The organism is Novosphingobium sp. 9 (assembly GCF_025340265.1).
Lineage (GTDB): Bacteria > Pseudomonadota > Alphaproteobacteria > Sphingomonadales > Sphingomonadaceae > Novosphingobium.
In genome coordinates this window covers 1,800,276-1,824,437 of the sequence record NZ_CP022707.1, presented here as the reverse complement: position 1 = coordinate 1,824,437, position 24,162 = coordinate 1,800,276, and the positions used below count along the sequence as shown (strand labels likewise).

At 64.8% G+C, this 24,162-nt stretch carries 24 protein-coding genes; 9 read left to right on the top strand and 15 right to left on the bottom strand.

Features of this window, described 5'->3' with window-relative positions:
* Positions 1-8 precede the first annotated feature (8 nt).
* The 3 genes from CI805_RS09075 to prfB form a co-directional block, all read right to left on the bottom strand.
* Entirely contained in the window at positions 9-1,415 is a 1,407-nt protein-coding gene (locus CI805_RS09075; protein ID WP_260922269.1) for an NAD(P)H-dependent flavin oxidoreductase, read from the bottom strand.
* Positions 1,416-1,444: 29 nt separating this feature from the next.
* Positions 1,445-2,206, bottom strand: a complete 762-nt coding sequence (locus CI805_RS09070) for a class I SAM-dependent methyltransferase (RefSeq protein WP_260922260.1) — start codon at positions 2,204-2,206, stop codon at positions 1,445-1,447.
* 151 nt (positions 2,207-2,357) lie between these two features.
* Positions 2,358-3,485, bottom strand: coding sequence for a peptide chain release factor 2 (gene prfB, locus CI805_RS09065; protein WP_260922258.1), 1,128 nt, complete (start codon positions 3,483-3,485; stop codon positions 2,358-2,360).
* 246 nt (positions 3,486-3,731) lie between these two features.
* Here prfB and CI805_RS09060 point away from each other — a divergent pair, with 246 nt between their 5' ends.
* Positions 3,732-4,610 (top strand): HpcH/HpaI aldolase/citrate lyase family protein, encoded by an 879-nt coding sequence (locus tag CI805_RS09060; RefSeq protein WP_260922257.1) that lies wholly within the window; start codon positions 3,732-3,734, stop codon positions 4,608-4,610.
* A gap of 23 nt (positions 4,611-4,633) precedes the next feature.
* Here CI805_RS09060 and CI805_RS09055 read toward each other — a convergent pair whose 3' ends face one another.
* On the bottom strand, positions 4,634-6,013 hold the full coding sequence (locus tag CI805_RS09055; protein WP_260922255.1) for a M28 family peptidase: 1,380 nt from the start codon (positions 6,011-6,013) through the stop codon (positions 4,634-4,636).
* 77 nt (positions 6,014-6,090) lie between these two features.
* Complete coding sequence (locus tag CI805_RS09050; RefSeq protein ID WP_260922252.1) at positions 6,091-6,567, bottom strand: GNAT family N-acetyltransferase; 477 nt, start codon at positions 6,565-6,567, stop codon at positions 6,091-6,093.
* Positions 6,568-6,714: 147 nt separating this feature from the next.
* Here CI805_RS09050 and ettA point away from each other — a divergent pair, with 147 nt between their 5' ends.
* From ettA to CI805_RS09030, 4 genes are all read left to right on the top strand, one after another.
* Positions 6,715-8,394 (top strand): energy-dependent translational throttle protein EttA, encoded by a 1,680-nt coding sequence (gene ettA / locus CI805_RS09045; RefSeq protein ID WP_260922250.1) that lies wholly within the window; start codon positions 6,715-6,717, stop codon positions 8,392-8,394.
* Between the two features lie 918 nt (positions 8,395-9,312).
* On the top strand, positions 9,313-9,654 hold the full coding sequence (locus CI805_RS20880) for an RcnB family protein (RefSeq protein WP_313958547.1): 342 nt from the start codon (positions 9,313-9,315) through the stop codon (positions 9,652-9,654).
* Between the two features lie 134 nt (positions 9,655-9,788).
* Positions 9,789-10,421 (top strand): 2OG-Fe(II) oxygenase, encoded by a 633-nt coding sequence (locus CI805_RS09035; protein ID WP_260922247.1) that lies wholly within the window; start codon positions 9,789-9,791, stop codon positions 10,419-10,421.
* 211 nt (positions 10,422-10,632) lie between these two features.
* A complete protein-coding gene (locus CI805_RS09030; protein WP_260922244.1) occupies positions 10,633-11,754 on the top strand; it encodes an acyltransferase family protein in 1,122 nt (373 codons plus the stop codon).
* Between the two features lie 244 nt (positions 11,755-11,998).
* On the opposite strand, the gene CI805_RS09025 is transcribed toward CI805_RS09030, so the two are convergent.
* The 3 genes from CI805_RS09025 to CI805_RS09015 form a co-directional block, all read right to left on the bottom strand.
* Positions 11,999-12,523, bottom strand: a complete 525-nt coding sequence (locus tag CI805_RS09025; protein ID WP_260922241.1) for a DUF1003 domain-containing protein — start codon at positions 12,521-12,523, stop codon at positions 11,999-12,001.
* Between the two features lie 13 nt (positions 12,524-12,536).
* Positions 12,537-14,192 (bottom strand): lysine--tRNA ligase, encoded by a 1,656-nt coding sequence (locus CI805_RS09020; protein WP_260922238.1) that lies wholly within the window; start codon positions 14,190-14,192, stop codon positions 12,537-12,539.
* Positions 14,193-14,299: 107 nt separating this feature from the next.
* A complete protein-coding gene (locus tag CI805_RS09015; RefSeq protein ID WP_260922237.1) occupies positions 14,300-15,166 on the bottom strand; it encodes a PadR family transcriptional regulator in 867 nt (288 codons plus the stop codon).
* A 103-nt stretch (positions 15,167-15,269) separates the two neighbouring features.
* On the opposite strand from CI805_RS09015, the gene CI805_RS09010 reads away from it, so the two are divergent.
* Together CI805_RS09010 and CI805_RS09005 are read left to right on the top strand one after the other, a co-directional pair.
* Positions 15,270-18,077 (top strand): ATP-dependent DNA helicase, encoded by a 2,808-nt coding sequence (locus CI805_RS09010; RefSeq protein ID WP_260922235.1) that lies wholly within the window; start codon positions 15,270-15,272, stop codon positions 18,075-18,077.
* A gap of 36 nt (positions 18,078-18,113) precedes the next feature.
* On the top strand, positions 18,114-18,671 hold the full coding sequence (locus CI805_RS09005) for a SixA phosphatase family protein (protein ID WP_260922233.1): 558 nt from the start codon (positions 18,114-18,116) through the stop codon (positions 18,669-18,671).
* A 49-nt stretch (positions 18,672-18,720) separates the two neighbouring features.
* Here the strand turns inward: CI805_RS09005 and CI805_RS09000 are convergent, their stop codons facing one another.
* The 5 genes from CI805_RS09000 to rpmF form a co-directional block, all read right to left on the bottom strand.
* Positions 18,721-19,125: a MerR family transcriptional regulator gene (locus tag CI805_RS09000; protein WP_260922209.1), complete on the bottom strand. Its 405-nt coding sequence runs from the start codon at positions 19,123-19,125 to the stop codon at positions 18,721-18,723.
* A gap of 75 nt (positions 19,126-19,200) precedes the next feature.
* On the bottom strand, positions 19,201-19,497 hold the full coding sequence (locus tag CI805_RS08995; protein WP_260922207.1) for an integration host factor subunit alpha: 297 nt from the start codon (positions 19,495-19,497) through the stop codon (positions 19,201-19,203).
* A gap of 121 nt (positions 19,498-19,618) precedes the next feature.
* Positions 19,619-20,593: a beta-ketoacyl-ACP synthase III gene (locus CI805_RS08990; protein ID WP_260922205.1), complete on the bottom strand. Its 975-nt coding sequence runs from the start codon at positions 20,591-20,593 to the stop codon at positions 19,619-19,621.
* Positions 20,593-21,654 (bottom strand): phosphate acyltransferase PlsX, encoded by a 1,062-nt coding sequence (gene plsX, locus CI805_RS08985; RefSeq protein WP_260922202.1) that lies wholly within the window; start codon positions 21,652-21,654, stop codon positions 20,593-20,595. Before plsX ends, CI805_RS08990 begins: the two co-directional genes overlap by 1 nt.
* Before the next feature lie 27 nt (positions 21,655-21,681).
* Positions 21,682-21,861: a 50S ribosomal protein L32 gene (gene rpmF / locus CI805_RS08980; protein ID WP_260922200.1), complete on the bottom strand. Its 180-nt coding sequence runs from the start codon at positions 21,859-21,861 to the stop codon at positions 21,682-21,684.
* 215 nt (positions 21,862-22,076) lie between these two features.
* Between rpmF and CI805_RS08975 the strand changes: the two genes are divergently transcribed.
* On the top strand, positions 22,077-22,469 hold the full coding sequence (locus CI805_RS08975) for an MAPEG family protein (protein WP_260922190.1): 393 nt from the start codon (positions 22,077-22,079) through the stop codon (positions 22,467-22,469).
* A gap of 30 nt (positions 22,470-22,499) precedes the next feature.
* Here CI805_RS08975 and CI805_RS08970 read toward each other — a convergent pair whose 3' ends face one another.
* Complete coding sequence (locus CI805_RS08970) at positions 22,500-23,165, bottom strand: MBL fold metallo-hydrolase (protein ID WP_313958483.1); 666 nt, start codon at positions 23,163-23,165, stop codon at positions 22,500-22,502.
* Between the two features lie 60 nt (positions 23,166-23,225).
* Positions 23,226-23,870 (bottom strand): helix-turn-helix transcriptional regulator, encoded by a 645-nt coding sequence (locus CI805_RS08965; RefSeq protein ID WP_260922180.1) that lies wholly within the window; start codon positions 23,868-23,870, stop codon positions 23,226-23,228.
* 96 nt (positions 23,871-23,966) lie between these two features.
* Between CI805_RS08965 and CI805_RS08960 the strand changes: the two genes are divergently transcribed.
* Positions 23,967-24,155 carry a hypothetical protein gene (locus tag CI805_RS08960; protein WP_260922177.1) on the top strand — a complete coding sequence of 63 codons (189 nt, stop codon included), beginning with the start codon at positions 23,967-23,969 and terminating at the stop codon, positions 24,153-24,155.
* Positions 24,156-24,162: the final 7 nt, after the last annotated feature.

The following is a 24,162-nucleotide window of genomic DNA, read 5'->3' as shown; positions in this document are numbered from 1 at the left end:
CAGCGCGCTCAGTCGCCGGTCAGGATGCGATCGACCAGTTCCTTGACCGTCGGCGTGAAGCCGTTGGAATAGAACGGGTCCTTCTTGAACATGTAGGCCGCGTGCCCTGCGAACATCAGGTTGTCGTCGATCGGGCCGCCGTGGGCGATGTCCTGAAGCGTCTTCTGGATGCAGAAGCTGCGCGGATCGGCGAGGCGGCCTGTGGTGTAGTCGTCATGGTCCTTCCACGACGAGAACCCGCAGTGCGACAGACAGCCCATGCAGTCGGCCTGATCCTGACGGATCATGTTGCGCTCTTCGGGGCCGACGAAGATGATCGTGTCGTCGGGCGTGCGCAGACCATCGGTGAAGCCTTGAGCGGACCACGAACGCGCACGATCAAGGTCGCCCGGCGTCACCCAGAAGTTCTTGCCCTTCACACCCACGTCCAGGCGCACGGTATGATCGCCCGCCTCGACCTTGGAATAGGGAATCTGCCGGTCCGAGCGCGCTTCGAGGCTGCGCAGGAACGGGTTGCGCACCGCCGAGGAATAGAACCCGGTCGGCGAGAAGCGGTGGAGCAGGACATCGCCCGGCTCCAGCGTGCGCAGGTGATCCTTCCACGGCTGCGGGATCGGGCTCTCGTGCGTCAGCAGCGGGCGCGTGCCGTACTGGAAGGCGATCGAGCCAAGCTCGGGGTTCTCGATCCAGTCGTCCCAGTCTCGCAGGAACCACACGCCGCCCGCCATCACGATCGGCACGTCGTCCGAGATACCCTCGGCCCGCATCGTATCGCGCAGCGCCTTGACGCGCGGATAGGGATTCTCGGGCTTGAGCGGATCTTCGGCGTTCGACAGGCCGTTATGGCCACCGGCCAGCCACGGGTCTTCGTAGACCACCGCGCCCAGCAGGTGCGGCACCTTGCTGTAGGCGCGCTTCCACAGCGCGCGGAAAGCGCGGGCCGAGCTGACGATCGGCAGGTAATGCACGTTGAAGCGCGCCGCGATCTCGGACAGGCGATAGGGCATGCCCGCACCGCAGGTCACACCCGTGACCATGCCCTGCGTCTGCTCCAGCACGCCTTCGAGGATCGGCTGCGCGCCGCCCATTTCCCACAGGACGTTGATGTTGATCGCGCCCTGACCGTTGGAGATCTCGTAGGCCCGGCGGACCTGCTCGACCGCACCGTCGATGCCGTAGCGAATCAGCTCTTCATGGCGCGCCTTGCGGGTCAGTTCCTTGTAGACCTGCGGGACGATCTTGCCTTCGGCATCATAGCTGTCGGCGTTGACCGCACTGACAGTGCCGATGCCACCGGCTGCGGCCCATGCGCCCGAGCTCATGTGGTTGGTCGCGGCAACGCCCTTACCGCCCTCGACGAGCGGCCAGACCTCGCGTCCACCATAGACGATCGGCTTGAGACCCTTGAAACCCATAGTAATCTCTGTCTTCCCTGGCTGTGCGCTCAGCTCGTTACCGCCTGCGCCGTGCCAGACAATCGGCATGGCTTGATCTGCGACGGTTCCGGCCGCGGTCCTGCGACCTCGAACTGCGCATAGTAACCCTGCAGTTCCGGCTTACGGACAAATTCGGTCAAACGAAAGCCCACCGAGCCCATTTCGCAGAAAAGCAGGGCCGGTGGAATACCGTGCCGGTCGGTGGCACGGTCGGTTTCGACCACGATCACGCGCCCGCCGGGGCGCAGCGCCGGGCGCAGATGCCATGCAAAGGCATAAGGCTCGGTCACTTCGTGATACATGTGGACAAGAAAAATGCGGTCGAAGCTGTTATCGGGCAGCTTCGGATCCTCGGGCGCGCCGAGGCGGATCGAGACATTCTCCAGCCGCTCGCGCTCGATGCGCAGGCCCAGATCGCGGATCACGTCCGGCTCGATGTCCTCGGCCAAGACCCGCCCCTTGCGCCCGACGCGCGGCGAAAGGCGCACGGTGTAATACCCGGCACCCGCACCGATATCGGCCACGGTCATCCCCGGCTCGATTCTGGCAAGGTCCATCACCGTGGTCGCTTCATGGAAGCTGTCGCGCTTGACCTCACTGGAGAAATCGTCGCTGACGGAAGAGACCGGGCGATCCGCAACCGGAAAATCGCGCACATCGGCGGGGCGCCGCTTCTCCTCGTTCTGCTGCTGGCAGCCGGCAAGGACCGCGCCCGCAGACAGACCCAGCGCGATCGTCGCGGCCTGGCGCCAGAGAGGCGACGCATCCATGGTCGATCTCAGTTCCACAGGCCCGAGATGGCGAACGCGCGCGCCATTGCAACCCTGCGCACGGCTTCGCAGCGACGCGGCGTATGCGCCAGCATGCCAGCCGTTACGGCATTCAGGGAAAGCGACATGCGCAAGCGTTCAGCCCCGGCGATCAGTCGACGTCTTCGACCTCGACCTTCTCGCCGGTCACGCGCTGCGAGAGCGCCGCCGCCATGAAGGGATCGAGAGCCCCGTCGAGCACATCGCCCGGCGCGGTGGAGACGACACCCGTACGCAGGTCCTTCACCTGCTGATACGGCTGAAGCACGTAGGAGCGGATCTGGTGGCCCCAGCCGATATCGCTCTTGTTGGCGTGCTCGGCACTGGCGGCCTCTTCACGCTTCTGCATCTCGGCCTCGAACATGCGCGCCTTGAGCATGCCCATGGCGATTTCGCGGTTCTTGTGCTGCGAACGGTCGATCTGGCTGGCCACCACGATGCCCGAGGGCTGGTGGGTGATGCGCACCGCCGAATCGGTGGTGTTGACGTGCTGACCGCCCGCACCCGAAGCGCGGTAGGTATCGATCTTCAGGTCCGCCGGATTGATCTCGATCTCGAAACTGTCGTCGATCACCGGGTAGACCCAGACCGACGAGAAGCTGGTGTGGCGACGCGCCGAGCTGTCATAGGGGCTGATGCGGACCAGACGGTGAACGCCGCTCTCGGTCTTGGCATAGCCATAGGCGTTCTCGCCCTTGATCAACAGCGTGCAGCTCTTGATGCCCGCGGCTTCACCGGCGTGATAATCGACCAGCTCGACCTTGTAGCCATGACGCTCGGCCCAGCGCGTGTACATGCGCTGGAGCATCTCGGCCCAATCCTGGCTTTCGGTGCCGCCGGCGCCTGCGTGAACTTCGAGATAGGTATCGTTGCCGTCGGCCTCGCCCGAAAGCAGTGCCGTCACCTTGTCCTGATCGGCGCGTTCGGCCAGTGCCTTGAGCGCCGCAAGGCCTTCGAGGATCGTATCCTCGTCGCCTTCCATCTCACCCAGTTCGACGAACTCGACCGCGTCGTTCATTTCGGCGCTGATCGACTTCACGGCGCCGATGGACGCCTCCAGACGACGGCGCTCCTTCATGACCGCCTCGGCCTCCTTGGGCTTGTCCCAGAGAGTGGGGTCCTCGACGCGCGCGTTCAGCTCGTCGAACCGGCGCAGCGCGCGGTCCCAGTCGAGGAACTTGCGAACGAGGGCCAATGCCTTCTCGATGCGGTCGATATGGGCCTGCCCTTCGGCACGCATGACGGACTTCTCCTGAAACCAGCGGTCGATCGGCGATGCGCCCCTGCGCCTCCTGCCTTCCGTGCCCGAGGCACACGGCGACAGGACGCGCGAAACGCGTCGTCCGGAAAGGCGCGCTCTTACGCGCGAGTGGGGGACTTAGCAAGCCCTGCCGCAGCCCCTGCAGCAGCGGGGCGTTGGCGGCGCGCGCTGCCTGTCGGCCAGAGCGGTTGACCGCACCGCCAGCCTCGTTCCACAAGGCCCGCCATGATTAACCCGAACCGTCCCCGTCCCCGTCGCAGCGCCCTGTTCATGCCGGCCTCTAACCCGCGCGCCATCGAGAAGGCCCGCAGCCTGCCCTGCGACGTGGTGATCCTCGATCTGGAGGATGCCGTGGCGCCCGATGCCAAGGCCGCTGCACGCGCAGCGGCAGTCGAAGCGGTCAACGCAGGCGGTTTCGGCACGCGGGAACTGGTGGTGCGGGTCAATGCCCTCGACACGGCATGGGGCGCGGACGATCTGGCAGCGCTTTCGCAGACCGGTGTCGATGCCGTGCTCGCCCCCAAGGTGGACAGTGCCGAGGATGTCGCCCGCTTCAACGCGCACCTCACCGGCGCGCATCAGGGCCTTGCGCTGTGGGCGATGATCGAGACCTGCACCGCCATGCTCTCGCTGCGGGAAATCGCGGCCAGCGCCGCCACGTCGCGCCTCGGTGCCTTCGTGGTCGGCACCAACGATCTCGCCAAGGAAATGCGCGCCGAGCGCACGCCCTGCCGCACGCCGTTCCTGCCGTTTTTCTCGCTGACGGTCGCGGCTGCCCGCGCGCATGGCCTCGCCGTGCTGGATGCGGTCTGCAACGACTTCCGCGACCTCGACGCCTTCGAGGCCGAAGCCCGGCAGGGGCGGATGTTCGGCTTCGACGGCAAGAGCCTGATCCACCCCGCGCAGATCGCCCCTGCCAATGCCGTGTTCGGCCCCTCGCCCGAGCGCATCGCGCAAGCACAGGCCATCCTCGCCGCTTTCGCCCTGCCCGAGAATGCAGGCAAGGGCGCGGTCGATATCGACGGGCAGATGGTGGAGCGCCTGCACCTCGAAGAAGCGCAGGCGCTGCTGGCGATGGCCGAGCGGATCTCGGCTACCGACTGATCGCGGCGATCCGCCGGGCGCTGTCAGTCCCCGCCTTCAGGAGCAGGCGCAACCGTCGCGATCGGTCCCGGTTCATTCGCGATGACCTTGAGCACGGTGCCCCAGGCATCGACGTTCTGCTGCAACTGGGCGGGGTCGATCTTGTCGAGCGTGTCGTCGGGCGTGTGGTGGATGTCGAAATAGCGGGTGCCGTCCTGCGCCAGATCGACCACCGCCAGCCGGTTCGCCGCGATGATCGGCCCCACGTCCTCGCCACCCCCTGCGCGGCCCGGATGGGGCACGATGCCCATCGGCCACAGCGCGGCCTCGATCTTCTTCACCAGCGGGGCGTTCTGCGGCGCGAACGTGGTCTTGAGCGCCCAGACGTGATCGGCGCCGAAATCGCTCTCCATCGCCACCGCGTGCGGCTCTGCGCCGTGGGCCTTGAGGTAGGCATCGCCGCCACCGCCGGTCAGCCCCATCTCTTCATTGCCCGACCACAGCACGCGGATCGTGCGCAGCGGCTGCCCGTCCTTTTGCGCCGCAAGCGCGGCAGCGGTGATGATGGCACACCCCGCGCCGTCGTCGATTGCGCCGGTGCCCAGATCCCACGAATCGAGATGACAGGCGAGCAGGATCATCGGCAGCGAGGGATCACGCCCCGGCAGGTCGGCGATCACGTTGCCCGAAGGCGCATCGGGATAGGGCTTGCCCAGCAGCGTCATGTCGATGCTCATCGGCTTGCCCCGCCCGGCAATGCGCGCGATCAGATCCGCGTCCGGGTTCGATACCGCGCCCGAGGGGATCGGCGTGACGCCCTGCGGGAAGATCGTGATGCCGGTATGCGGATTGCGATGCTCGTCGGTTCCGGCCGAGCGGATGACGACACCTGCCGCCCCCTTCTGCGAGGCAATGCCCGGCCCCTTGCGGCGAACGTCCCCGTAGGGACCGTATCCCGAGCCATCCTGCGCCGCGAGCATGGCATGATCGATAAAGGCAACCTTGCCCTTGAGCGACCCTGCCGGTGCGGCTTCGAGCGCGGCCAGCGTTGGGAAATAGGCCAGCGGCGCCTTCAGGCCCGTGGCCGGCGTCGGCACCGAATAGCCCAGCGCCGTGATCGCCAGCGGCTGGTCATAGGGTGCCGTCAGCCGCGCATGTTCGGGCCCGCGCTGCCAGGCGAGCGTGCGGAACGGCTCGATCCGCACATTGCGAAAGCCCAGCGCTTCCAGCTTCGCCTTGCCCCAGTCGCGCGCCCTGGCCTCGGCCGCAGAGCCGGTCGGACGCGGGCCGATTTCGGTCGTCAGGCCCTCAACGATGGTCCAGGCCGTGCCCGTACCTTCGACCGGACGGGCCGAAACCGATGGAGCCGGGAGGGCGGCGGCGGCAGCGGCCAGCAGGGCCGCGCGGAAAAGTGTGTGTCGCATGGAACACAGGCGTAACGCGCGCGGTCGCACCTGCCAACCGCCTCAGCGCAAGGCCAACCGTTTCAACGCAACGAAAGTCACACCGTCTGTAATGCGGACAGGTCCATCGTGAAGAACTGGTTGTGCGCGCTCTCCTCGTAGTCGGCGAAAGGCCCGCACGAGACGAAACCCGCGCTGCGATAGAGGCCAACGGCGGGCATATGCATCGGGGCGACGCCGGTCTCCAAGCTCAATCGTGCAGCCCCACGCCGCCGCGCCTCGGCGATCAGGTGATCCATCATCGCCCGGCCCACGCCCTTGCCCGTGGCCGACGGCGCCGCGCGCATCGACTTGACCTCGGCATGGGTCGGATCGAGCATCTTGAGCGCGCAGATCCCTGCGAGTTCCCCCTCGATCCACGCAGACCAGAACGTGATGTCCGGGTCCGACAGTTCCGAGGCGTCGAGCGCGAAGGCATATTCTTCCATCACCGCGCGCACCTGCGCCAGATGGTAGGCCAGCAGCTGCGCAACATGGGGCGCCTGCGGATCGTCCTGCCGGATGCTGATCGTCACTGTATTCACCTGATCTCCCCGAAGGCCAAACCCTGTCGTCCCCACGCGGCACGCCCCCTGCCGGGGCTGCCCTTGGCAACACGCCACCGCCCCTGTAGAGCGGGCGCCAACTATTCCCGATCCAGATCCTATTTCCAGAGGAATCCGATGGCCGCGCAATACGCCTTCGTCATGAAGGACATGACCAAGACCTTCCCCGGTGCCCAGAAGCCGGTGCTGAGCAACATCAACCTGCAGTTCTATCAGGGTGCCAAGATCGGCATCGTCGGCCCGAACGGCGCCGGTAAGTCCACCCTCATCAAGATCATGGCTGGCATCGACACCGACTTCACCGGTGAAGCCTGGCCGGGTGAGAACATCACCGTGGGCTACCTTGAGCAGGAGCCCGAGCTCGACCCGACCAAGACCGTTCTGGAGAACGTCAAGGACGGCGCGCGCGAGACCGCCGATCTGGTCGAGCGCTTCAACGAGATCTCCAACATCATGGGCGATCCGCCGGAAGACGTCGATTTCGACGCGCTGATGGAGGAAATGGGCGAGCTTCAGGGCAAGATCGACGCGGTCGACGGCTGGACGCTCGACAACCAGCTCGAAATCGCCATGGAAGCCCTGCGCTGCCCGCCGGGCGACTGGCCCGTCGACAAGCTGTCAGGCGGTGAAAAGCGCCGCGTCGCCCTTACCCGCCTGCTGATCCAGAAGCCCTCGATCCTGCTGCTCGACGAACCGACCAACCACCTCGACGCCGAATCCGTCGAATGGCTGGAGCACCACCTCAAGGAATACGCGGGTGCGGTGCTGATGATCACCCACGATCGCTACTTCCTCGACCACGTGGTGGACTGGATCCTCGAACTCGATCGCGGGAAGTACTTCCCCTACGAAGGCAACTACTCCACCTATCTGGAGAAGAAGGCCAAGCGCATGGAGCAGGAAGACCGCGAGGAATCCGGCCGCGCCAAGGCGCTCAAGGACGAGCTGGAGTGGATGCGCCAGACGCCTGCCGCCCGCCAGACCAAGTCGAAGGCGCGTATCCGCAAGTTCGAGCAGCTTCAGGAAGCCCAGGCCGGACGCAAGCCCGGCAAGGCGCAGATCGTCATCCAGGTGCCCGAGCGCCTCGGCGGCAAGGTCATCGAGGTGAAGAACATCTCGAAGGCGTTCGGCGACAAGCTGCTGTTCGAGGACCTCTCGTTCATCCTGCCGCCGGGCGGCATCGTCGGCGTCATCGGCCCCAACGGCGCGGGCAAGTCCACGCTGTTCAAAATGCTCACCGGCAAGGAACAGCCCGACAGCGGTACGATCGACATCGGTTCGACCGTGCATCTGGGCTTCGTGGACCAGAGCCGCGATCACCTCGACCCCAAGAAGAACGTCTGGGAGGAAGTCTCTGACGGCCTCGACTACATGAAGGTCAACGGCCACGACATGTCGACGCGTGCCTATGTCGGCGCGTTCAACTTCAAGGGCGCCGACCAGCAGAAGAACGTCGGCAAGCTGTCGGGCGGTGAACGCAACCGCGTCCACATGGCCAAGATGCTCAAGGAGGGTGGCAACGTCCTCCTGCTCGACGAACCGACCAACGACCTCGACGTGGAAACGCTGGGCGCGCTGGAAGAGGCGATCGAGAACTTCGCGGGCTGCGCCGTGGTCATCAGCCACGACCGCTTCTTCCTTGACCGTCTCGCCACGCACATCCTCGCCTTCGAGGGCAACAGCCACGTCGAATGGTTCGAAGGCAACTTCGAATCTTACGAGGAAGACAAGCGCCGCCGCCTCGGCGATGCCGCCGACCGCCCGACCGCGCTCAGCTACAAGAAGCTGACGCGCTAAGGTTTCGAGGCTAGAACCGATACAGAAAAGGCCGCCCGGCTCCTTGCGAACCGGGCGGCCTTTTTCGTGGGCGGTTTCGGGAAGGTTGTATTGGGAGCGAGATATTTCTGAACGATCGCTCCTTGCACCATTCACGAAACCGACAGCGCACACTCTGTAATTGTAGCGACACGAAAGGATGTCGGCAGGCAGAGAATCTCGCCGACACTGGAGAAGACCGATGGCGGACAGGTATACGAACACGGCAGGCCGATGGTTGCAGGCAGGTGCGCTTGGCGCCCTTGCGCTGACGATGGCCGCGACGGCCATTCCGGGTGCGGCACTGGCGCAGGACGGCCACCGCGAACATGGTGAGCGCGGCAACGGCGGCGGCAATCGCGGTGGCAACAATGGTGGCGGTCAGCAACGCCAGCAGGCCCCGCGCCCGCAGGCTGCGCCGCAGCAGCAGGCCCGCCCGCAGATGCAGGGCCAGATGCAGGGTCAGATGCAGGCTCGTCCGCAGATGAACGCCCCCCAGATGAATCGTGGCGGCAATGCGCAATGGAACCGCGGCGAGCGCCTCGACAACGCGAACCGTGATAACGGGGGCCGCGATAACGGCAATCGCGGTGCGTGGAACGCCGGGGGCAACAATCGCCCGGACGGCGGCAACGCCCGGCCCGATACACCGCGCCCCGGTGCCTGGAATGCGGGCAACAACGGCCGTCCCGGCGGCGATGACAATCGCCCCGGTCGCGGCGACGACAACGGACGTCCCGGCAACGATGGTCGTCCCGGCGGCAGCTGGAACAACGGTCGGCCCGGCAATGATGATCGTCCCGGTGGCAGCTGGAACAACGGACGCCCCGGCAACGACGGTCGCCCAGGCGGCAGCTGGAACAACGGTCGCCCCGGCAACGATGGTCGCCCCGGCGGTAGCTGGAACAACGGACGCCCCGGCGGGAACGGCGCCTGGAACCGCAACGACTGGCGCCGCGACAACCGCTACGACTGGCGCAGCTATCGCAGCAGCCACGGGTCGATCTATCGCCCGGCGGCTACTATGCGCCCTATCGCGGATATTCGTATCGCCGCGTCGGCATCGGCTTCTCGCTCGGCGCACTGTTCTATGGCGAGCGCTACTGGATCAACGATCCGTGGTACTACCGCCTGCCGCCCGCCTACGAGCCCTATCGCTGGGTCCGCTACTATGACGACGTGCTGCTGGTGAACGTCTACACCGGCGACGTGGTAGACGTGATTTACGACTTCTTCGATTAACGCGGCGGATCACGCCAAAACATCGAAAGGCCTCTCGCCCCTGCGGCGGGGGGCCTTTTCGCATTCCCGCTTGCGCGTTCGATCCTCGCCACGCAGGATGCTCTTCCTCGGGATATTGTCCGGGAGGAGACGGCATGGGCCATCGCGAGCATCCCGACACCCGCGCGCTGGGGCGCATCGGCTGCTGCGTGCGGGAACGTCTGGCGCGGCAGAGCACCCTCGCCCGCCTCGATTCCCCCGATGTCGAACTGTGGCACGCCGAAGCCTATGTCGAGCCGCATGCCTGCGCCCGCCTGATCGCGCTGATCGACACCGCCGCTGCGCCTTCGTTGCTGGCGCAGGAGGATGGCTGGGCAGGCTATCGCACCAGTTGCTCTGCCGACATCCCGCCTGCCGACCACGACGTGCGCATGCTGGAGCAGCGCCTGACCGACCTCACCGGCATCGATGCAAGGTGCGGGGAGAACCTGCAAGGCCAGCGCTATGCGCCGGGCGAATACTATCACACCCACTGCGACTGGTTCGACACCGCCGCGCCTTACTGGCAGCACGAGCGGCGCTGCGGCGGCCAGCGCAGCTGGACCGCGATGGTCTATCTCAACGATGTAAACGGCGGCGGCGAAACGCATTTCCCGCGCTCGGCCTGCGCGTTCGCCCGCGCACCGGCACGCTGCTGGTGTGGAACAACGCCCGCCCCGACGGCACTCCGAATCCCGCGACCCGCCACGCCGCCCTCGCGGTGGAACAAGGCACGAAATATATCCTGACGAAGTGGTTCCGGGCACGCGCCTGGGTGTTGTGAAACGCGCATCCGGCCTCAACAGCAGCACGAGATCACTCATTCATTTCCGACCACCAAGACATCGGAATTATTGCATGTCCTGAAAAGTTTCTGCTACTCTCGGGAAAATACGTAACTATTCAACGTAATCGGTCATTGACGTTGAAAGCTACTGTTTTCACCACCGGGGGGCCAGCGTGATTCAGGGAAGAAACTATACCTTCGATGCCATGCGGGGCGCAGCAGCCATTCTTGTGGTCCTGACGCATTCGACGTTTCTTACCGGAATTGCGCTGCCGTCAGGCTTTCTGGCTGTCGATTTCTTCTTTATCCTTAGCGGATTTGTGATCGCGCAGTCTTATCAGGACAGGTTGCTGTCCGGCCATTTCGGCAAGGAATTCATCAAAACGAGATTTGTCAGGTTATATCCCATGGTGCTTTTCGGCGCCTCGCTGGGTTTTCTGAAGGAAATATTCAAAACCCTGAGCGGTGATGGGAATCATATAGCCGCCATACTTGTTTTTTACGTCAGCAGCGCCACCCTCATACCCATTCCCATAAATGACACCTCACTATTCCCCGTGAATGGACCGATGTGGTCATTATTTTTCGAAGCGCTGATCAACATTGCATTCGTTTCATTTATATTCAAATTCAAAAACCATACTCTATTGATAGCCTGCCTCGCAGGCGCCTTGATCCTGGGCCTTTCGTCGGCAAATATGCCTTCCCTGAATGCCGGTTCTCACTGGTCCAGTTTTTTCGGCGGCGCGGGACGCGTTATCTTCGGTTTTTGCGCAGGACAGCTGATCTGGAGGGTGCTGCGGAACAGGTCTTCATCAAAGCAAGGAATGCTTTCCCTCGCCTTGATGGCCGTTCTGATCGCCGCCTTGATGATAAACCCGAGTATAGTATCGCAGAAAATATTTGACGGGATCGCCATATTCGCGATTTTTCCTGCAATCGTCTATATCGGGGCATCGATAAACCCTCCCAAATGGGCCATCTCCACTTGCAAATTCCTGGGCGAAGTGTCCTATCCGCTTTACGCGATACACTTCCCACTCGTGGTGGCGCTGGGCGTTGTTTTCAAGCATCTGAAACTCACGCCATCACTGGGATCTGCGGTGATTATCGTGTGCGTCACAGTAGCCTTTGCATGGCTGGCCCAGCGTTTCTTTGATGCGCCCGCACGCAAAGCGCTGACAAAGCTGCTGAATCGTGAAAAGCCTTTCGCCGGAAAGGCGCATTCCCCGCATCCAGCGGAGCCGGTGATCGCAACGCCTGATGCGCAGATAACGTCCTTGCCCCACTCGTAATACCAAGGCGCCGCGCGGGCTTTAGAGCATTTTCTAATCAGGTGGAATCACCTGATGACTCGGAAAATGCGACTAATCAAAAACTTAGAGCGGATGATTCGGCGCAGCCGGATCGAAATCCGCTCTAGCCCATCCCCCATGCCATGCCTCCTGTGACAGGGAACATGGCATGGAGGACGGCCAGGCCTTCCTTTACGATCAGAGCGTCGTCCGGATCAGCAGGGAATCCCCCTCCTGAGCCCGCCTAATCCGCCTCGTCCGGCACGCCCATATGGCGCGCCATCGCGTCGAGGCGGCGATGGAGGCGCAGGATTTCGAGCTGGGTGCGCAGGTTCACCTCGTAGTCGTGCCGCGCGGTAATGCGGTCGCGGGCGGACTGGCGGTTCTGGCTCATCATGATCACCGGCGCCTGGATCGCGGCCAGCATCGAGAGCATCAGGTTGAGGAAGATATAGGGATAGGCATCGAAGGGATGCAGCCCGAAGTCTTCGAGGATGCGGCTGTTGATCGCCATCCAGCCCAGCAGCACCACGCCGAAGGTGATGATGAAGCCCCAACTGCCGCCCACCGCCGCGACGCGATCGGCCAGACGGTCGGCGAAGCTGGCGTGGATCGAGGCTTCCTCGTCCGCGTCCGGCCCCATCACCGTCCCCGCCGCGATCCGGCGCAGCACGCGCTGCTCTTCCGGGTCGACCTGATCCAGCCGACGCCCGAGCAGATCCTCGCAGAGCTGCTCGGCCGTGGGACGGCGCAGGGCTTCGGGGCTCATGATGCGATCGAACTCAGGCTGCCAGCGCTTCGGCGATCAGCTTGCGCGTTTCCGGCACACCGTACAGCGCAATGAAGCTGCCCATGCGCGGCCCCTGCGAGGAGCCGAGCAGCGTCTCGTAAAGCGCCTTGAACCAGTCGCGCAGGGTCTCGAAGCCATAGGCCTCGTCCTTGCCGATCTCGTAAACGATGTTCTGGAGGTCTTCGGCAGTTGCATCCGCACCTGCCTCTTCCAGCTTCGCATCGAGCGTGCGCAACGCGGCGGCTTCGCTCTCGCTCGGCGCGCGGCGCTGGAGCGTCGGCGCGATGTAATCGCGGTTGGTGGCGAGCGCGGCGCGGACCATTTCGCCGAGCGCCGGATGCGCCTCGGGCTTGGCATCGGCCACATAGTTGCCGAGGTACGACCACACCTGCTCCGCCGTCGCTTCGGCACCGAGGACGCCCACAAGGTTCAGCAGCAGCGCGAAGGTCACCGGCACGGTATCGCCCGCTCCGACGACACTGCCGCCTTCCGCACCGCCGTTAGCGCGCAGCAAGTGCCACACCGGGTTGCCCAGCTGCTTGTCGAGCGCCTGCCCGGCCAGATTGCCACGGAACTGCCAGTACTCGTCCACCGCCTTGGGGATCACGCCGACATGCAGCTGCTTGGCGCTCTTGGGCTCGCGGAACAGGTAGAAGCCGAGGCTTTCCTCGGTGCCGTAGGTCAGCCACTGGTCGATGGTCAGGCCATTGCCCTTGGACTTGGAGATCTTCTCGCCGTTCTCGTCGAGGAACAGCTCGTAGATCAGCCCCTCCGGCTTGCGACCGCCCAGCACCTGCACGATCTTGCCCGACTGCGTGACCGAATCGGTCAGGTCCTTGCCGCACATCTCGTAATCGACGCCCAGCGCATACCAGCGCATCGCCCAGTCGACCTTCCACTGCAGCTTGGCCTTGCCGCCGAACACCGACTGCTCGACGACAGTGCCGTCCTCGTCGGTGAAACGCACCATGCCCGTGGCCGGGTCGAGCACTTCGACCGGCACCTGCAGCACGACGCCCGTGCTCGGCGAGACCGGCAGGATCGGCGAATAGGTGCGGCGGCGCTCCTCGCGCAGCGTCGGCAGCATGATGTCGAGGATGCCCTGGTTGCATTCGAGCACGCGGGTCAGCGCGGCGTCGAACTCACCCGAGTTGTAGCGGTCGCTCGCCGAGACGAACTCGTAGTCGAAGCCGAAGCGGTCGAGGAATTCGCGCAGCATCGCGTTGTTGTGATGGGCAAAGCTCTCGTGAGTCCCGAACGGATCGGGAATGCGGCTGAGCGGCTTGCCAAGATTGGCGGCGAGAACCTCGGCGTTCGGGATATTGTCCGGCACCTTTCGAAGGCCGTCCATGTCGTCCGAGAAGGCGACGAGGCGCGTGGGCGCGCCGCCCGTCAGCGCCTCGTAGGCGCGGCGGACCAGCGTGGTGCGCAACACTTCCTGGAAGGTGCCGATATGCGGCAGGCCCGAAGGACCATAGCCGGTCTCGAACAGCACCGGGGCGGGCGTTCCGTCCGGCCCGGTCTTGCCCTGAGGATAGCGTTTGAGCAGTTTCTGCGCTTCCTGGAACGGCCATGCCTTCGAGACACGGGCGGCCTCGCAAAGAGTTGCGTCATCGGTTGCGGCGGAAAGGGCGTCAATCTGGCTCATGCGCGCGCTATTGCCGGATAAGGGGCGCTTTAGGCAAGTGTGAAGGTGGTGCCGGAAAACGATAGGCAACCGGAGACCCGCTCGTCTCCGGTTGCCGCGTTTTCGGATCAGACGTCGAGACGTTCGATCCGGCGCGTCACCTCGTCGATCGCCTCGGCGATCTGGAGGATGGTCTCGCGGTCGGGCTCGCCCTTGGAGAGGCGCTCGATCACCGCGCTGCGCAGGCCGTGGATGGCGCGGCGCACCGGCGCGGGATCGACCTGCGCGCGCACGCTCGCCATGCTTTCAAGCCGGGCGCGCAGTTCAGCGGCCTTCTTCTCGTCGGTCATCACCTGCGCGCGGCCTTCGTCGGTGACGTCGAACGCCTTGCGCGCGCCCTCACCCTGCACCTGTGCGATCAACCCGGACTCTTCCATATAGGTGAGCGCGGGATAGACCACGCCCGGCGAAGGCGCGTATTCGCCGCCGGAAAGCGCCTCGATCTCGCGGATCAGTTCATAGCCGTGGCGCGGCCCCTGCGCGATCAGCGAGAGCAGCAGCGATTGCAGTTCGGCCTGATCGAACAGACGCCGACGGCGCCCACCACGACCGGCACCGCGACCACCGCCCCGACCATCGCGACCGTCATCGCCGAAACCACCGAAGCCGCCCGGAAAACCGCCGCCGCCAAAGCCGCCGCCCATGCCGCCGAAACCGCCGCCGAAGCCACGAACGGACGCGCGGCGCAGGAACTCACGCCCCATCGCCTCGAAACCGCGCCCGCCGAAGTCCCGACCGCCAGCCATAACCGCCATCATCCGCGCCCGCATCGCGCCGCGCAGATCGTCGCCGTCCACACCAAAGTCCTCGCTCGAACCGCGACCGCCCCGGCGCCCATGACGGCCACAGCGACGCCCTCGACCGAAATCGCCGCCGAAGCCTGCCTCGTCAAAGCCGCGATCTTCCCCGCGGCCACCAAAAAATGTATTACGCATATGCGTTCCTTGATCTCTCATGATGGTTCTAAGATATATCTTAAAGCGAAAAGCGCAAGAGCTTTTCCGCAGCCGTGCCGTGCGTGCCGGTTTTCAGCCGCGCATGGCCTCCCTATTAGGGTCATATGGACCCCTGCTCGTGCCTGCCCTTCATGCCAGCCACGCCGGATCGTGGCTGTGCGACCGGCGCGGGATCGCGCGCAGCGTCTCGAAGGGGCAGGCGGTTTCGGCCGTGGCGGACACCCCGCACCTGATGCTCAACGCGCCGCTGCTGGCAACGCGCCTCGGCTATCCCGACCTGACCGGGCTGGACCTGCTGGAGCTTTACGCCTTCGTTCACCCGGCGCGCTTCGTGGTGCCGACCGCGCACGGCCTTGCCACCGCGCTCGACCTGACGCCGCCCGCCAACGATGCCGAAGTCCCCGCGCTGCTCCAGCAGGCCGCCGCGAAACTGATCGCCACGTGCGAGAGCCCGCCCGACACGCCTGAGTGGCCTGAGCGCGAAGGCGCCTGGACCGCGCTGCAATCGCTGGTGCGCCTGCGCTGGCCCTGGGCCTCGGTACTGACGGGCCGCATCGCCCGTCCGCAACGCGCCGAGCGCTGGCTCTTCGCCAAGCTGCCTGAATGGGAAGAGGCGCAGGACGTGCCCCAGCCCCGGCAGGTCACGCTCGATCCCGAAGAGGTCACGCAACACCTCACCCGATTGACCGGCAGCGGCGCCGAACAGCGCCCTGGCCAGCAGGCCTATGCGCGCGAGGCTGCCGAGGCTTTCGCCCCCCGCACCCAGCGCGGGTTGCCGCGCATGATGCTGGCGCAGGCGGGCACCGGCGTCGGCAAGACGCTGGGCTATCTCGCGCCCGCCTCGCTATGGAGCGCGCTGTCGGGCGGCACGGTCTGGGTCTCGACTTTCACCAAGGCGCTGCAACGCCAGTTGCAGAGCGAGAGCCGCCGCGCCTGGCCCGAGCGTCGCCCCGATGGATCGCGCCCGGTCGTCGTGCGCAAGGGGCGCGAGAACTACCTTTGCCTGCTCAATCTGGAGGACGCGCTGCAAGGCGGCTTTGCAGGCCGCGCCGCGATCCTGGCGCAGCTGGTCGCGCGCTGGGCGGCCTATAGCCGCGATGGCGACATGATCGGCGGCGATCTGCCCGGCTGGCTGGGAACGCTGTTCCGCCAGCGCGGCATCACCGCCCTCACCGACCGGCGCGGCGAATGCGTCTATGCCGGGTGTCCGCATTACCGCAAATGCTTCATCGAGCGCGCGACGCGTGAAAGCGCGCAGGCCGATCTCGTCATCGCCAACCACGCGCTCGTCATGGTCAACGCCGCACGCGGACGCGATGCCGCCGCGCGCCCGACCCGCGTGGTGTTCGACGAAGGCCACCATGTCTTCGATGCCGCCGATTCGACCTTCGCCGCCGAACTGACCGGGGCCGAGGCCATCGAACTGCGCCGCTGGGTGATTGGCCCGGAAAAGAACGCGCGCGGGCGCCGTCGCGGCCTTTCCGCCCGTCTTGCCGACGTGGCGAGCTATGACGAGGCGGGCGGCAAGGCCATCGCTGCCGCCGTCTCTGCCGCCGAGGCGCTGCCTGCCGACGGCTTCATGCAGCGCATCGTCGAGGGGGAACCGTCCGGCCCGCTGGAACAGTTGCTCGCCGCCGTGCGCGCCACCGTCTACGCGCGCGACGAAAGCGGCGGACAGGAAGCGGGCTATGGCCTCGAAACCGAAGCGGCAGGGCTCGACGGCGATCTGATCGAGCGCGCCGCCGAGGCCGGTCTTGCGCTCGCCGAACTGCGCGCGCCGCTGATGCGCCTGTCCTCACGCCTCGAAGCGCTGCTGGAAGACGGGCCGGACTGGCTCGACGGACAGGGCCGCGCGCGGATCGAAGGCGCGCGCTTTTCGCTCGGCTGGCGTGTCGATCTGATTTCGGCCTGGGAAGCGCTGCTCGCGCGCCTCGGCGGGGTTGCCGATCCTGATTATGTGGACTGGCTGGCGCTCTCCCGCTCCGAAGCGCGCGAATACGATGTCGGCCTGCACCGCCACTGGCTCGACCCGATGAAGCCTTTCGCACAGGTCGTGCTCGAACCCGCACACGGCGTGCTGATGACCTCGGCCACGCTCAAGGATGGCGAGGACTGGACCCGCGCGGTCGCGCGTTCCGGCGCACCGCATATCGATCTCGCCCCGCGCTTCGGCGAGCATCCCAGCCCGTTCGACTATGCAGCGCAGGCCGAAGTGCTGATCGTGACGGACGTGCCGCGCGGCGACATTGCCGCGCTCGCGGGCGCCTATGGCAAGCTGATCGAGGCATCGGGCGGCGGCGTGCTCGGCCTGTTCACCGCGATCCGGCGCCTGCGCGCGGTCTATGCCCGCGTCGCGGATCGGCTCGCACGCGGCGGCCTGCCGCTCTATGCCCAGCATGTCGATCCGATCGACACCGGCACGCTGGTCGACATCTTCCGCGACGATCCCGCCGCCTCGCTGCTCGGCACCGATGCGCTGCGCGACGGGGTGGACGTGCCGGGCGAATCGCTGCGGCTGGTGGTGATGGAGCAGGTGCCGTGGTCGCGCCCGACGATCCTGCACCGCGCGCGCAAGCTGGCCGCGCAGGACCAGCCCGGCGGCGGTTCGGCTTACGAGGACAGCCTGATCCGCGCGCGTCTGGCGCAGGCTTTCGGGCGTCTGATCCGCTCGAAAGGCGACAAGGGCCGCTTCGTGGTGCTGTCCTCCGCGTTCCCCTCGCGCCTGCTCTCGGCCTTTCCCGAAGGCACCCCGGTTCACCGCGTCACGCTCGATCAGGCTTTACAGCGCATCGGCGGTCGTGCTTCAGCGGCGGGACCGGATGCGAATGCGGGAACGGGCGAGGTGGCGGATGCCGCTACGCCCCCCTCGATCCAGGACCGTTTTTTCTAGGCCGCGATGGCCAGCCAGCAAGGACGCGCGCGCTTCATGAAAACCCTCGGCCTGTTCCGCCACGCGAAATCGGACTGGCACGATGCGCGCCTGCGCGATTTCGACCGCCCGCTGAACAAGCGCGGGCGGATCGGCGCGGAAGTCATGGGGCGGCATATCCGCCAGCACGGGCTCGACACCGGCATCAAGTGGAACCGCGTGCTCGCGAGCCCGGCGGTACGCGTCACGCAAACCATCGACATCGCCGCCGAGGCTGCGGGCTTCACCCCGCCGGTGAAGTGGGACCGGCGCATCTACCTCGCCAGCTCCCCAACGCTGATGGAAGTGCTGCGCGAGCAGGACGATCACGCCGCCTCGGCACTCATGATCGGGCACAATCCCGGCCTCGAAGACCTGATCTTCGATCTGGTGCCCGACGACGGCTCCAGCCCCTTGCGCGATGTGGTCGAGGAGAAATTCCCGACCGCCGCCTTCGCGGTGATCGAACTCGATATCGAAACATGGTCCGATATCGACGACAATTGCGGACGGCTGACCCATCTGATCCGCCCGCGCGATCTCGACCCCGCCCTCGGACCGCAGGCCGAGTTCTGATTCGCGAGCGATAGCCTCCGCGAATCGATTCGCGAATCAGGCTGCGGCGTCAGGCGGAAAGATCGTCTTCGAGGGCCTGCTTCAGGCGCGCATGGATCGCCGCCAGTCGAGGGCGAACGTCATCGCGCGCTGACGGTGTAGACAGGCCTTCAGGCGTCTCGCCCCCTTCCAGACTCGCCTTACCCCCCTCTAGACCCGTCTCAGCCCCGCTTTCGATCTCGATCCTCGCGCCGCGCAAGGTGTAGCCCTTGCGGTGTACGAGGTCGCTGATCCGCAGGATAAGCACCATGTCTTCAGGGCGATAATAGCGCCGCCCGCCGCTGCGCTTGACCGGCTGCAGGCTGGGAAACTGCTCTTCCCAATAGCGCAGGACATGCGGCTTCAGCCCCAGCGCCTGCGCGACCTCCCCGATCGTGCGCAGCGCGCCAGGCTCTTTTTCGTCGTTAAACTGCAAATCTTCCAATGCTTTACAAGGCGGACCTCAGTCCACCCTCCTCATCGGCCGATTGCCATGAAGCACGCCGCAACGTCAGGAACCGACAATCCGGTCCTTCAGCATCTGGCTCGCCCGGAAGGTCATCACACGCCGCGGCGTGATCGGAACCTCGACCCCGGTCTTGGGATTGCGCCCCACCCGCTCGCCCTTGTCGCGCAGGAGGAAAGTCCCGAACCCGGAAATCTTGACGTTCTCGCCCTCGGCCAGAGCTTCCGACATATGCTGGAGAATGGACTCCACCATGGTCAGCGACTCTGCGCGGGACAGACCCAGTTTCCGGTGAATGGCTTCGGCTATTTCGGCTCTCGTCAAAGTTTCCGTCGCGCGCATCGCCCTGTATCCCCTCTGCTGCGCTGACCCCCGCTGCTGATCATAAGAATTCTTGCAACGAAATCAACGCTGGTGGAAATACCGGGCGTGCGGGAAGCACTTTTGGGCGCGATTGTCCCGATCAGATACGGATCAAGCTGGCGCCCCAGGTGAAGCCGCCGCCCATGGCTTCGAGCATGACGAGGTTTCCGGGGACGATTCGCCCGTCGCGAACTGCCCGGTCCAGCGCCAGCGGCACCGACGCCGCCGACGTATTCGCATGTTCGGAAACGGTTACGACGACCTTTTCGACCGGCATGTTCAGCTTGCGCGCGGTGGCATCGAGAATGCGAGCATTCGCCTGATGCGGCACCAGCCAGTCGATGTCGTCGCTGGTCAGGCCGGTCTCTTCAAGTACTTCCTGAAGAACCTCGGCCAGGTTCACGACTGCGTGGCGAAATACCTCGCGCCCCTTCATGCGCAGCTTGCCGACCGTCCCGGTCGTCGAAGGACCGCCATCGACGTAGAGCAGCGAGTTGTGCTCACCATCGGCATGCAGTCGCGTGGCAAGGATACCGCGCGGCGAAGCCTCGTCTTCCGGCTGTTCCTGTGCTTCGAGCACGATCGCACCGGCGCCGTCGCCGAAGAGCACGCAAGTCGCGCGATCTTCCCAGTCGAGGATACGACTGAACGTTTCTGCCCCGATCACCAGCGCGCGCTTGGCCATGCCGGAGCGCAGCATCGAATCCGCCGTACCCAGCGCATAGAGGAAGCCCGAGCATACGGCGGCGACATCGAATGCCATGCCGCCACGACAACCGAGATCGGCCTGTACGCGGGTTGCCGTCGCCGGGAAGGTCTGGTCGGGCGTGGCTGTCGCCAGCACGATCAGATCGATGGTTTCTGCTGCGATTCCAGCGGCATCTAGAGCTGCACGCGCCGCTGCCGTGGCAAGCGACGATGTGGTTTCATCCGCCTCAGCGATGTAGCGCTGGCGAATCCCGGTACGCTCGACGATCCACTCGTCACTGGTATCGACACGCTCGGCAAGATCGGCATTGGTGACGACCGTGCGCGGGAGCGCAGAGCCGGTGCCCAGCAGTACGGAACGACGCATCACGCGCGCTCTTCGGCCAGAGGACTGCGACGCAGGGAATCTTCCCCGACGCGGGCCAGGTCCGCCGAAATGCGCTCGGTCACGTTTTCCTCCAGAAGCTTCGCGGTCACCGCCACGGCATTCGCGACACCGGCAGCGCTGGCGCCGCCATGGCTTTTCACGACAATGCCGTTCAGGCCCAGGAAGACTGCGCCGTTGTGATTGTTGGGATCGAGATGGTGCTTGAGCAGTTCGGTGGCAGGCCGCGAGATCAGAAACCCGATCTTCGAGCGCAGCGAACTGGAAAAGCCCCGCCGCAGCAGGTCTGCGACGAAACGCGCGGTGCCTTCGACCGCCTTCAGGGCGATATTGCCCGAAAAGCCATCCGTCACCACGACGTCGACGTTGCCGCGACAGATCTTGTCCGCCTCGGTAAAGCCGTCGAAGCTGATCGAGAGATCACCGGCCGCCCGCTTGAGCGTGGCCGCTGCATCACGCAGCAGGTCGGTGCCCTTGATCTCTTCCGTGCCGATATTGAGCAACCGCACGCGCGGCACCTCGCGCCCCGTGGCGATGCGCGCATACGCGGCACCCATCACGGCGAACTGCACGAGATTGCGGCTGTCGCACTCGGTATTGGCACCGAGATCGAGCATTATGACGTCATTGTCGCCCAGCGTCGGCAGCAAAGCCGCCAAGGCCGGTCGATCGATGCCTGGCATCGTGCGAAGAGTCAGCTTGGCGATCGCCATCAGCGCACCGGTATTACCGGCACTGACAGCAGCTCCGGCGTCACCCGCCTTCACCGCTTCGATCGCACGCCCCATCGAGGTTCCCTTGGCCCGGCGCAACGCCTGGCTGGGTTTATCCTCTCCGGAGATCACTCCATCGGTATGGAGGATTTCGGAGGATGCCCTGAGATTCGGGTGGTTCTCAAGCGCGGCCTTGATCCGCACTTCATCCCCGACCAGCAGGAACTTGAACTTGTCATGGCGTCGACGGGCGAGCGCCGCGCCTTCGACCATGACGCGCACACCCTCGTCGCCGCCCATCGCATCAACAGCGATACGCGGCAGACTCATGGGCAATCTCCGACTGCGCTTGCGCTCTTAGACTTCGACCGCGACGATTTCGCGACCGTTGTAGTGACCGCAGGCATCGCACAGGTTGTGCGGACGCTTGAGTTCACCGCAGTTCGGGCATTCATGGAATGCTGCAACCGTCAGCGCATCGTGGCTACGGCGCATGCCCCGGCGGGACGGGGTCGTTTTTCTTTTAGGGACAGCCATTTCGGCACCTGTTCCTGGAATTCGTTAGTGTCAAAAACGCCGCCGTAGACCGTTCAAGGAACACGGCGGCTTGCGAAGGCGCGCCTATAACCGATTTCTGCCAAGTTGCAAGCGCTCGTGGCATCTCGATGACAGCACGAAACCGGAAAGACGAGAACTGCACGCCTGCATGAGCACGCTGGCAACTCTTATCACGCGGCGCTATCTGCACGCATATGATCCTGCAGACAACCCTTTGCCTCGCGGCGGCCGCCGCCGTCATCAACCTGTGGCTGATTGCCCGCACCATCCAGATGCGCTTTGCCCTCAAGGCATTGAGCGGAGATGGCGGTGACGCGCGCCTAGCCCAGCGGATGCGCGCGCAGGCCAACTTCGTCGAAAATGCGCCTTTCGCGTTGATCCTGTGCGCACTGATCGACCTCAGCGGCAAGGGCGGCGTATGGCTGGCTCCTGTCGGCGCGATCTTCATGATCGCGCGCGTGCTTCACGCCTTCGGCATGGACCGCCCTGCGCCCAATCCGCTGCGCGCCGGCGGCATGTTCCTGACCCTGCTGAGCCTCGCAGGCCTCGCCATCGCTGCGGTGCTGATCGCAGTCGGCGTTCTTTAAAGACGGTCACAAATACTGCAGCGCTGGCGCCTAACGATCCAGCGCTGCATCTCCGACATAGGGATTGGTCCGACGCTCATCCCCGAACGTGCTGACAGGGCCGTGGCCGGGCACAAAAGTCACGTCATTCCCCAGCGGCCAGAGCCGACCGGTGATCGATTCGACCAGATCGTCGAAATTGCCGCGCGGGAAGTCCGTCCGCCCGATCGAGCCCTTGAACAGGACGTCGCCGACGATCGCAAAGCGGCTGGGGGCATGGTGGAACACCACGTGGCCCGGCGTGTGCCCCGGACAGTGGTAGACGTCGAGTTCCAGCTCACCGACCGTCACCTTGTCTCCGTTCTCCAGCCAGCGATCCGGCGCGAAGACGTGCCCCTCGATATTCCAGCGTTGCCCCGCTTCGCCGAGCTGGGCGATCCAGAACATGTCCTCTTCGTGCGGCCCTTCGATCGGCACGCCCAGTTCCTTGGCCAGCACGCCCGCCATGCCGCAATGATCAACATGCCCATGGGTGACAAGGATCTTCTCCAACGTCACGCCCGCCTTCGTCAGCGCCTGCTTCAGCTTGTCGAGATCGCCACCCGGATCGATCAGCGCGGCTCGCATCGTACGGGTACACCATACGAGCGAACAATTCTGCTGGAGCGGCGTAACCGGAATAAGGGCGACACGCATAGGCGCTTCATTCTTGCTCATGCCCCAAGCCATGACCCGAGCCACGCGCGATTGCAATCGCCAAGCCGGAGCAGGGCAAAACTACAAACGGCCACCCTTCCAGACAACCCTGCCGATTATCGCAACATCCCCCGCAAGACATTCTACGGGGCGATAGGCCTGGTTGTCGCTGAGAAGGGTAATGACACCGGGACGAACGATCTCCAGCCGCTTCACCAGCACAGTATCGCCCAGCCGCACCACCCATATCCCATCGCCTGGGCGCCCCGGAGAGGTATCGACGAGCAATTCATCGCCATTGCGAAGGGTCGGCTCCATCGAATCACCGTCGACCACGATGACCGACAGGCGATCGCTCCGAAGCCCCATCTCGCGCAGCCACCTGCCGGAAAAACGCAGGATGCCGACCGCAGCCTCTTCGTCCACCAACGCCCCGGCACCTGCCGAAGCCCCCACAGCCAACCTTGGCATATCGACCCAGGTTGCAGAACTTACAGCTCGAACAGAGGATTTATCCTTCGACGAACGCAGTTCAGCTTCATCAACGCCGAAGAACCTCGCGAGCCGACCGCGGTCATGTTCCTCCAACTTGCGCGGCGAACCCTTTCGCACGAACTGCTGGAGATAGCTGGCGTTTCGTCCAAGCATTTGTGAAAGCGCAGACAAACTCACGCCTTGCTCAGACGCCAACTCCAACAACCGGGACCGGGCCTTGTCGATATCCATAATGTAATACCCTACGCGTAGGATTTTTCCTAGACAAGTTGGATTTCAGAAGGAACATTTAGCGAACAAAGCAACGCCCGCCAGCAAAGGATCGCCATGCTTTTGCGAGACATCGAACGCTTCCTGCGCCGCACCGACATGCCCTGGACGAAGTTCGGACGCCTTGCGGCCAACGACCCGAGGCTCGTCGGCGATCTGCGCAATGGGCGCGTGCCGCGCGAGGCCATGTGCCTGCGAGTCCAATCCTTCATGACCAGCTACCCGGAGCAGACCGATGCGATCTGAATGCGCC

Coding starts and splice junctions, on each gene's coding strand:
- CI805_RS09075 (WP_260922269.1), bottom strand. CDS start 1,415: ATGGGTTTCAAGGGTCTCAAGCCGATCGTCTATGGTGGACGCGAGGTC.
- CI805_RS09070 (WP_260922260.1), bottom strand. CDS start 2,206: ATGGATGCGTCGCCTCTCTGGCGCCAGGCCGCGACGATCGCGCTGGGT.
- prfB (WP_260922258.1), bottom strand. CDS start 3,485: ATGCGTGCCGAAGGGCAGGCCCATATCGACCGCATCGAGAAGGCATTG.
- CI805_RS09060 (WP_260922257.1), top strand. CDS start 3,732: ATGATTAACCCGAACCGTCCCCGTCCCCGTCGCAGCGCCCTGTTCATG.
- CI805_RS09055 (WP_260922255.1), bottom strand. CDS start 6,013: ATGCGACACACACTTTTCCGCGCGGCCCTGCTGGCCGCTGCCGCCGCC.
- ettA (WP_260922250.1), top strand. CDS start 6,715: ATGGCCGCGCAATACGCCTTCGTCATGAAGGACATGACCAAGACCTTC.
- CI805_RS09035 (WP_260922247.1), top strand. CDS start 9,789: ATGGGCCATCGCGAGCATCCCGACACCCGCGCGCTGGGGCGCATCGGC.
- CI805_RS09025 (WP_260922241.1), bottom strand. CDS start 12,523: ATGAGCCCCGAAGCCCTGCGCCGTCCCACGGCCGAGCAGCTCTGCGAG.
- CI805_RS09020 (WP_260922238.1), bottom strand. CDS start 14,192: ATGAGCCAGATTGACGCCCTTTCCGCCGCAACCGATGACGCAACTCTT.
- CI805_RS09015 (WP_260922237.1), bottom strand. CDS start 15,166: ATGCGTAATACATTTTTTGGTGGCCGCGGGGAAGATCGCGGCTTTGAC.
- CI805_RS09010 (WP_260922235.1), top strand. CDS start 15,270: ATGGCCTCCCTATTAGGGTCATATGGACCCCTGCTCGTGCCTGCCCTT.
- CI805_RS09005 (WP_260922233.1), top strand. CDS start 18,114: ATGAAAACCCTCGGCCTGTTCCGCCACGCGAAATCGGACTGGCACGAT.
- CI805_RS08995 (WP_260922207.1), bottom strand. CDS start 19,497: ATGCGCGCGACGGAAACTTTGACGAGAGCCGAAATAGCCGAAGCCATT.
- CI805_RS08990 (WP_260922205.1), bottom strand. CDS start 20,593: ATGCGTCGTTCCGTACTGCTGGGCACCGGCTCTGCGCTCCCGCGCACG.
- plsX (WP_260922202.1), bottom strand. CDS start 21,654: ATGAGTCTGCCGCGTATCGCTGTTGATGCGATGGGCGGCGACGAGGGT.
- rpmF (WP_260922200.1), bottom strand. CDS start 21,861: ATGGCTGTCCCTAAAAGAAAAACGACCCCGTCCCGCCGGGGCATGCGC.
- CI805_RS08975 (WP_260922190.1), top strand. CDS start 22,077: ATGATCCTGCAGACAACCCTTTGCCTCGCGGCGGCCGCCGCCGTCATC.
- CI805_RS08970 (WP_313958483.1), bottom strand. CDS start 23,165: ATGAGCAAGAATGAAGCGCCTATGCGTGTCGCCCTTATTCCGGTTACG.
- CI805_RS08965 (WP_260922180.1), bottom strand. CDS start 23,870: ATGGATATCGACAAGGCCCGGTCCCGGTTGTTGGAGTTGGCGTCTGAG.
- CI805_RS08960 (WP_260922177.1), top strand. CDS start 23,967: ATGCTTTTGCGAGACATCGAACGCTTCCTGCGCCGCACCGACATGCCC.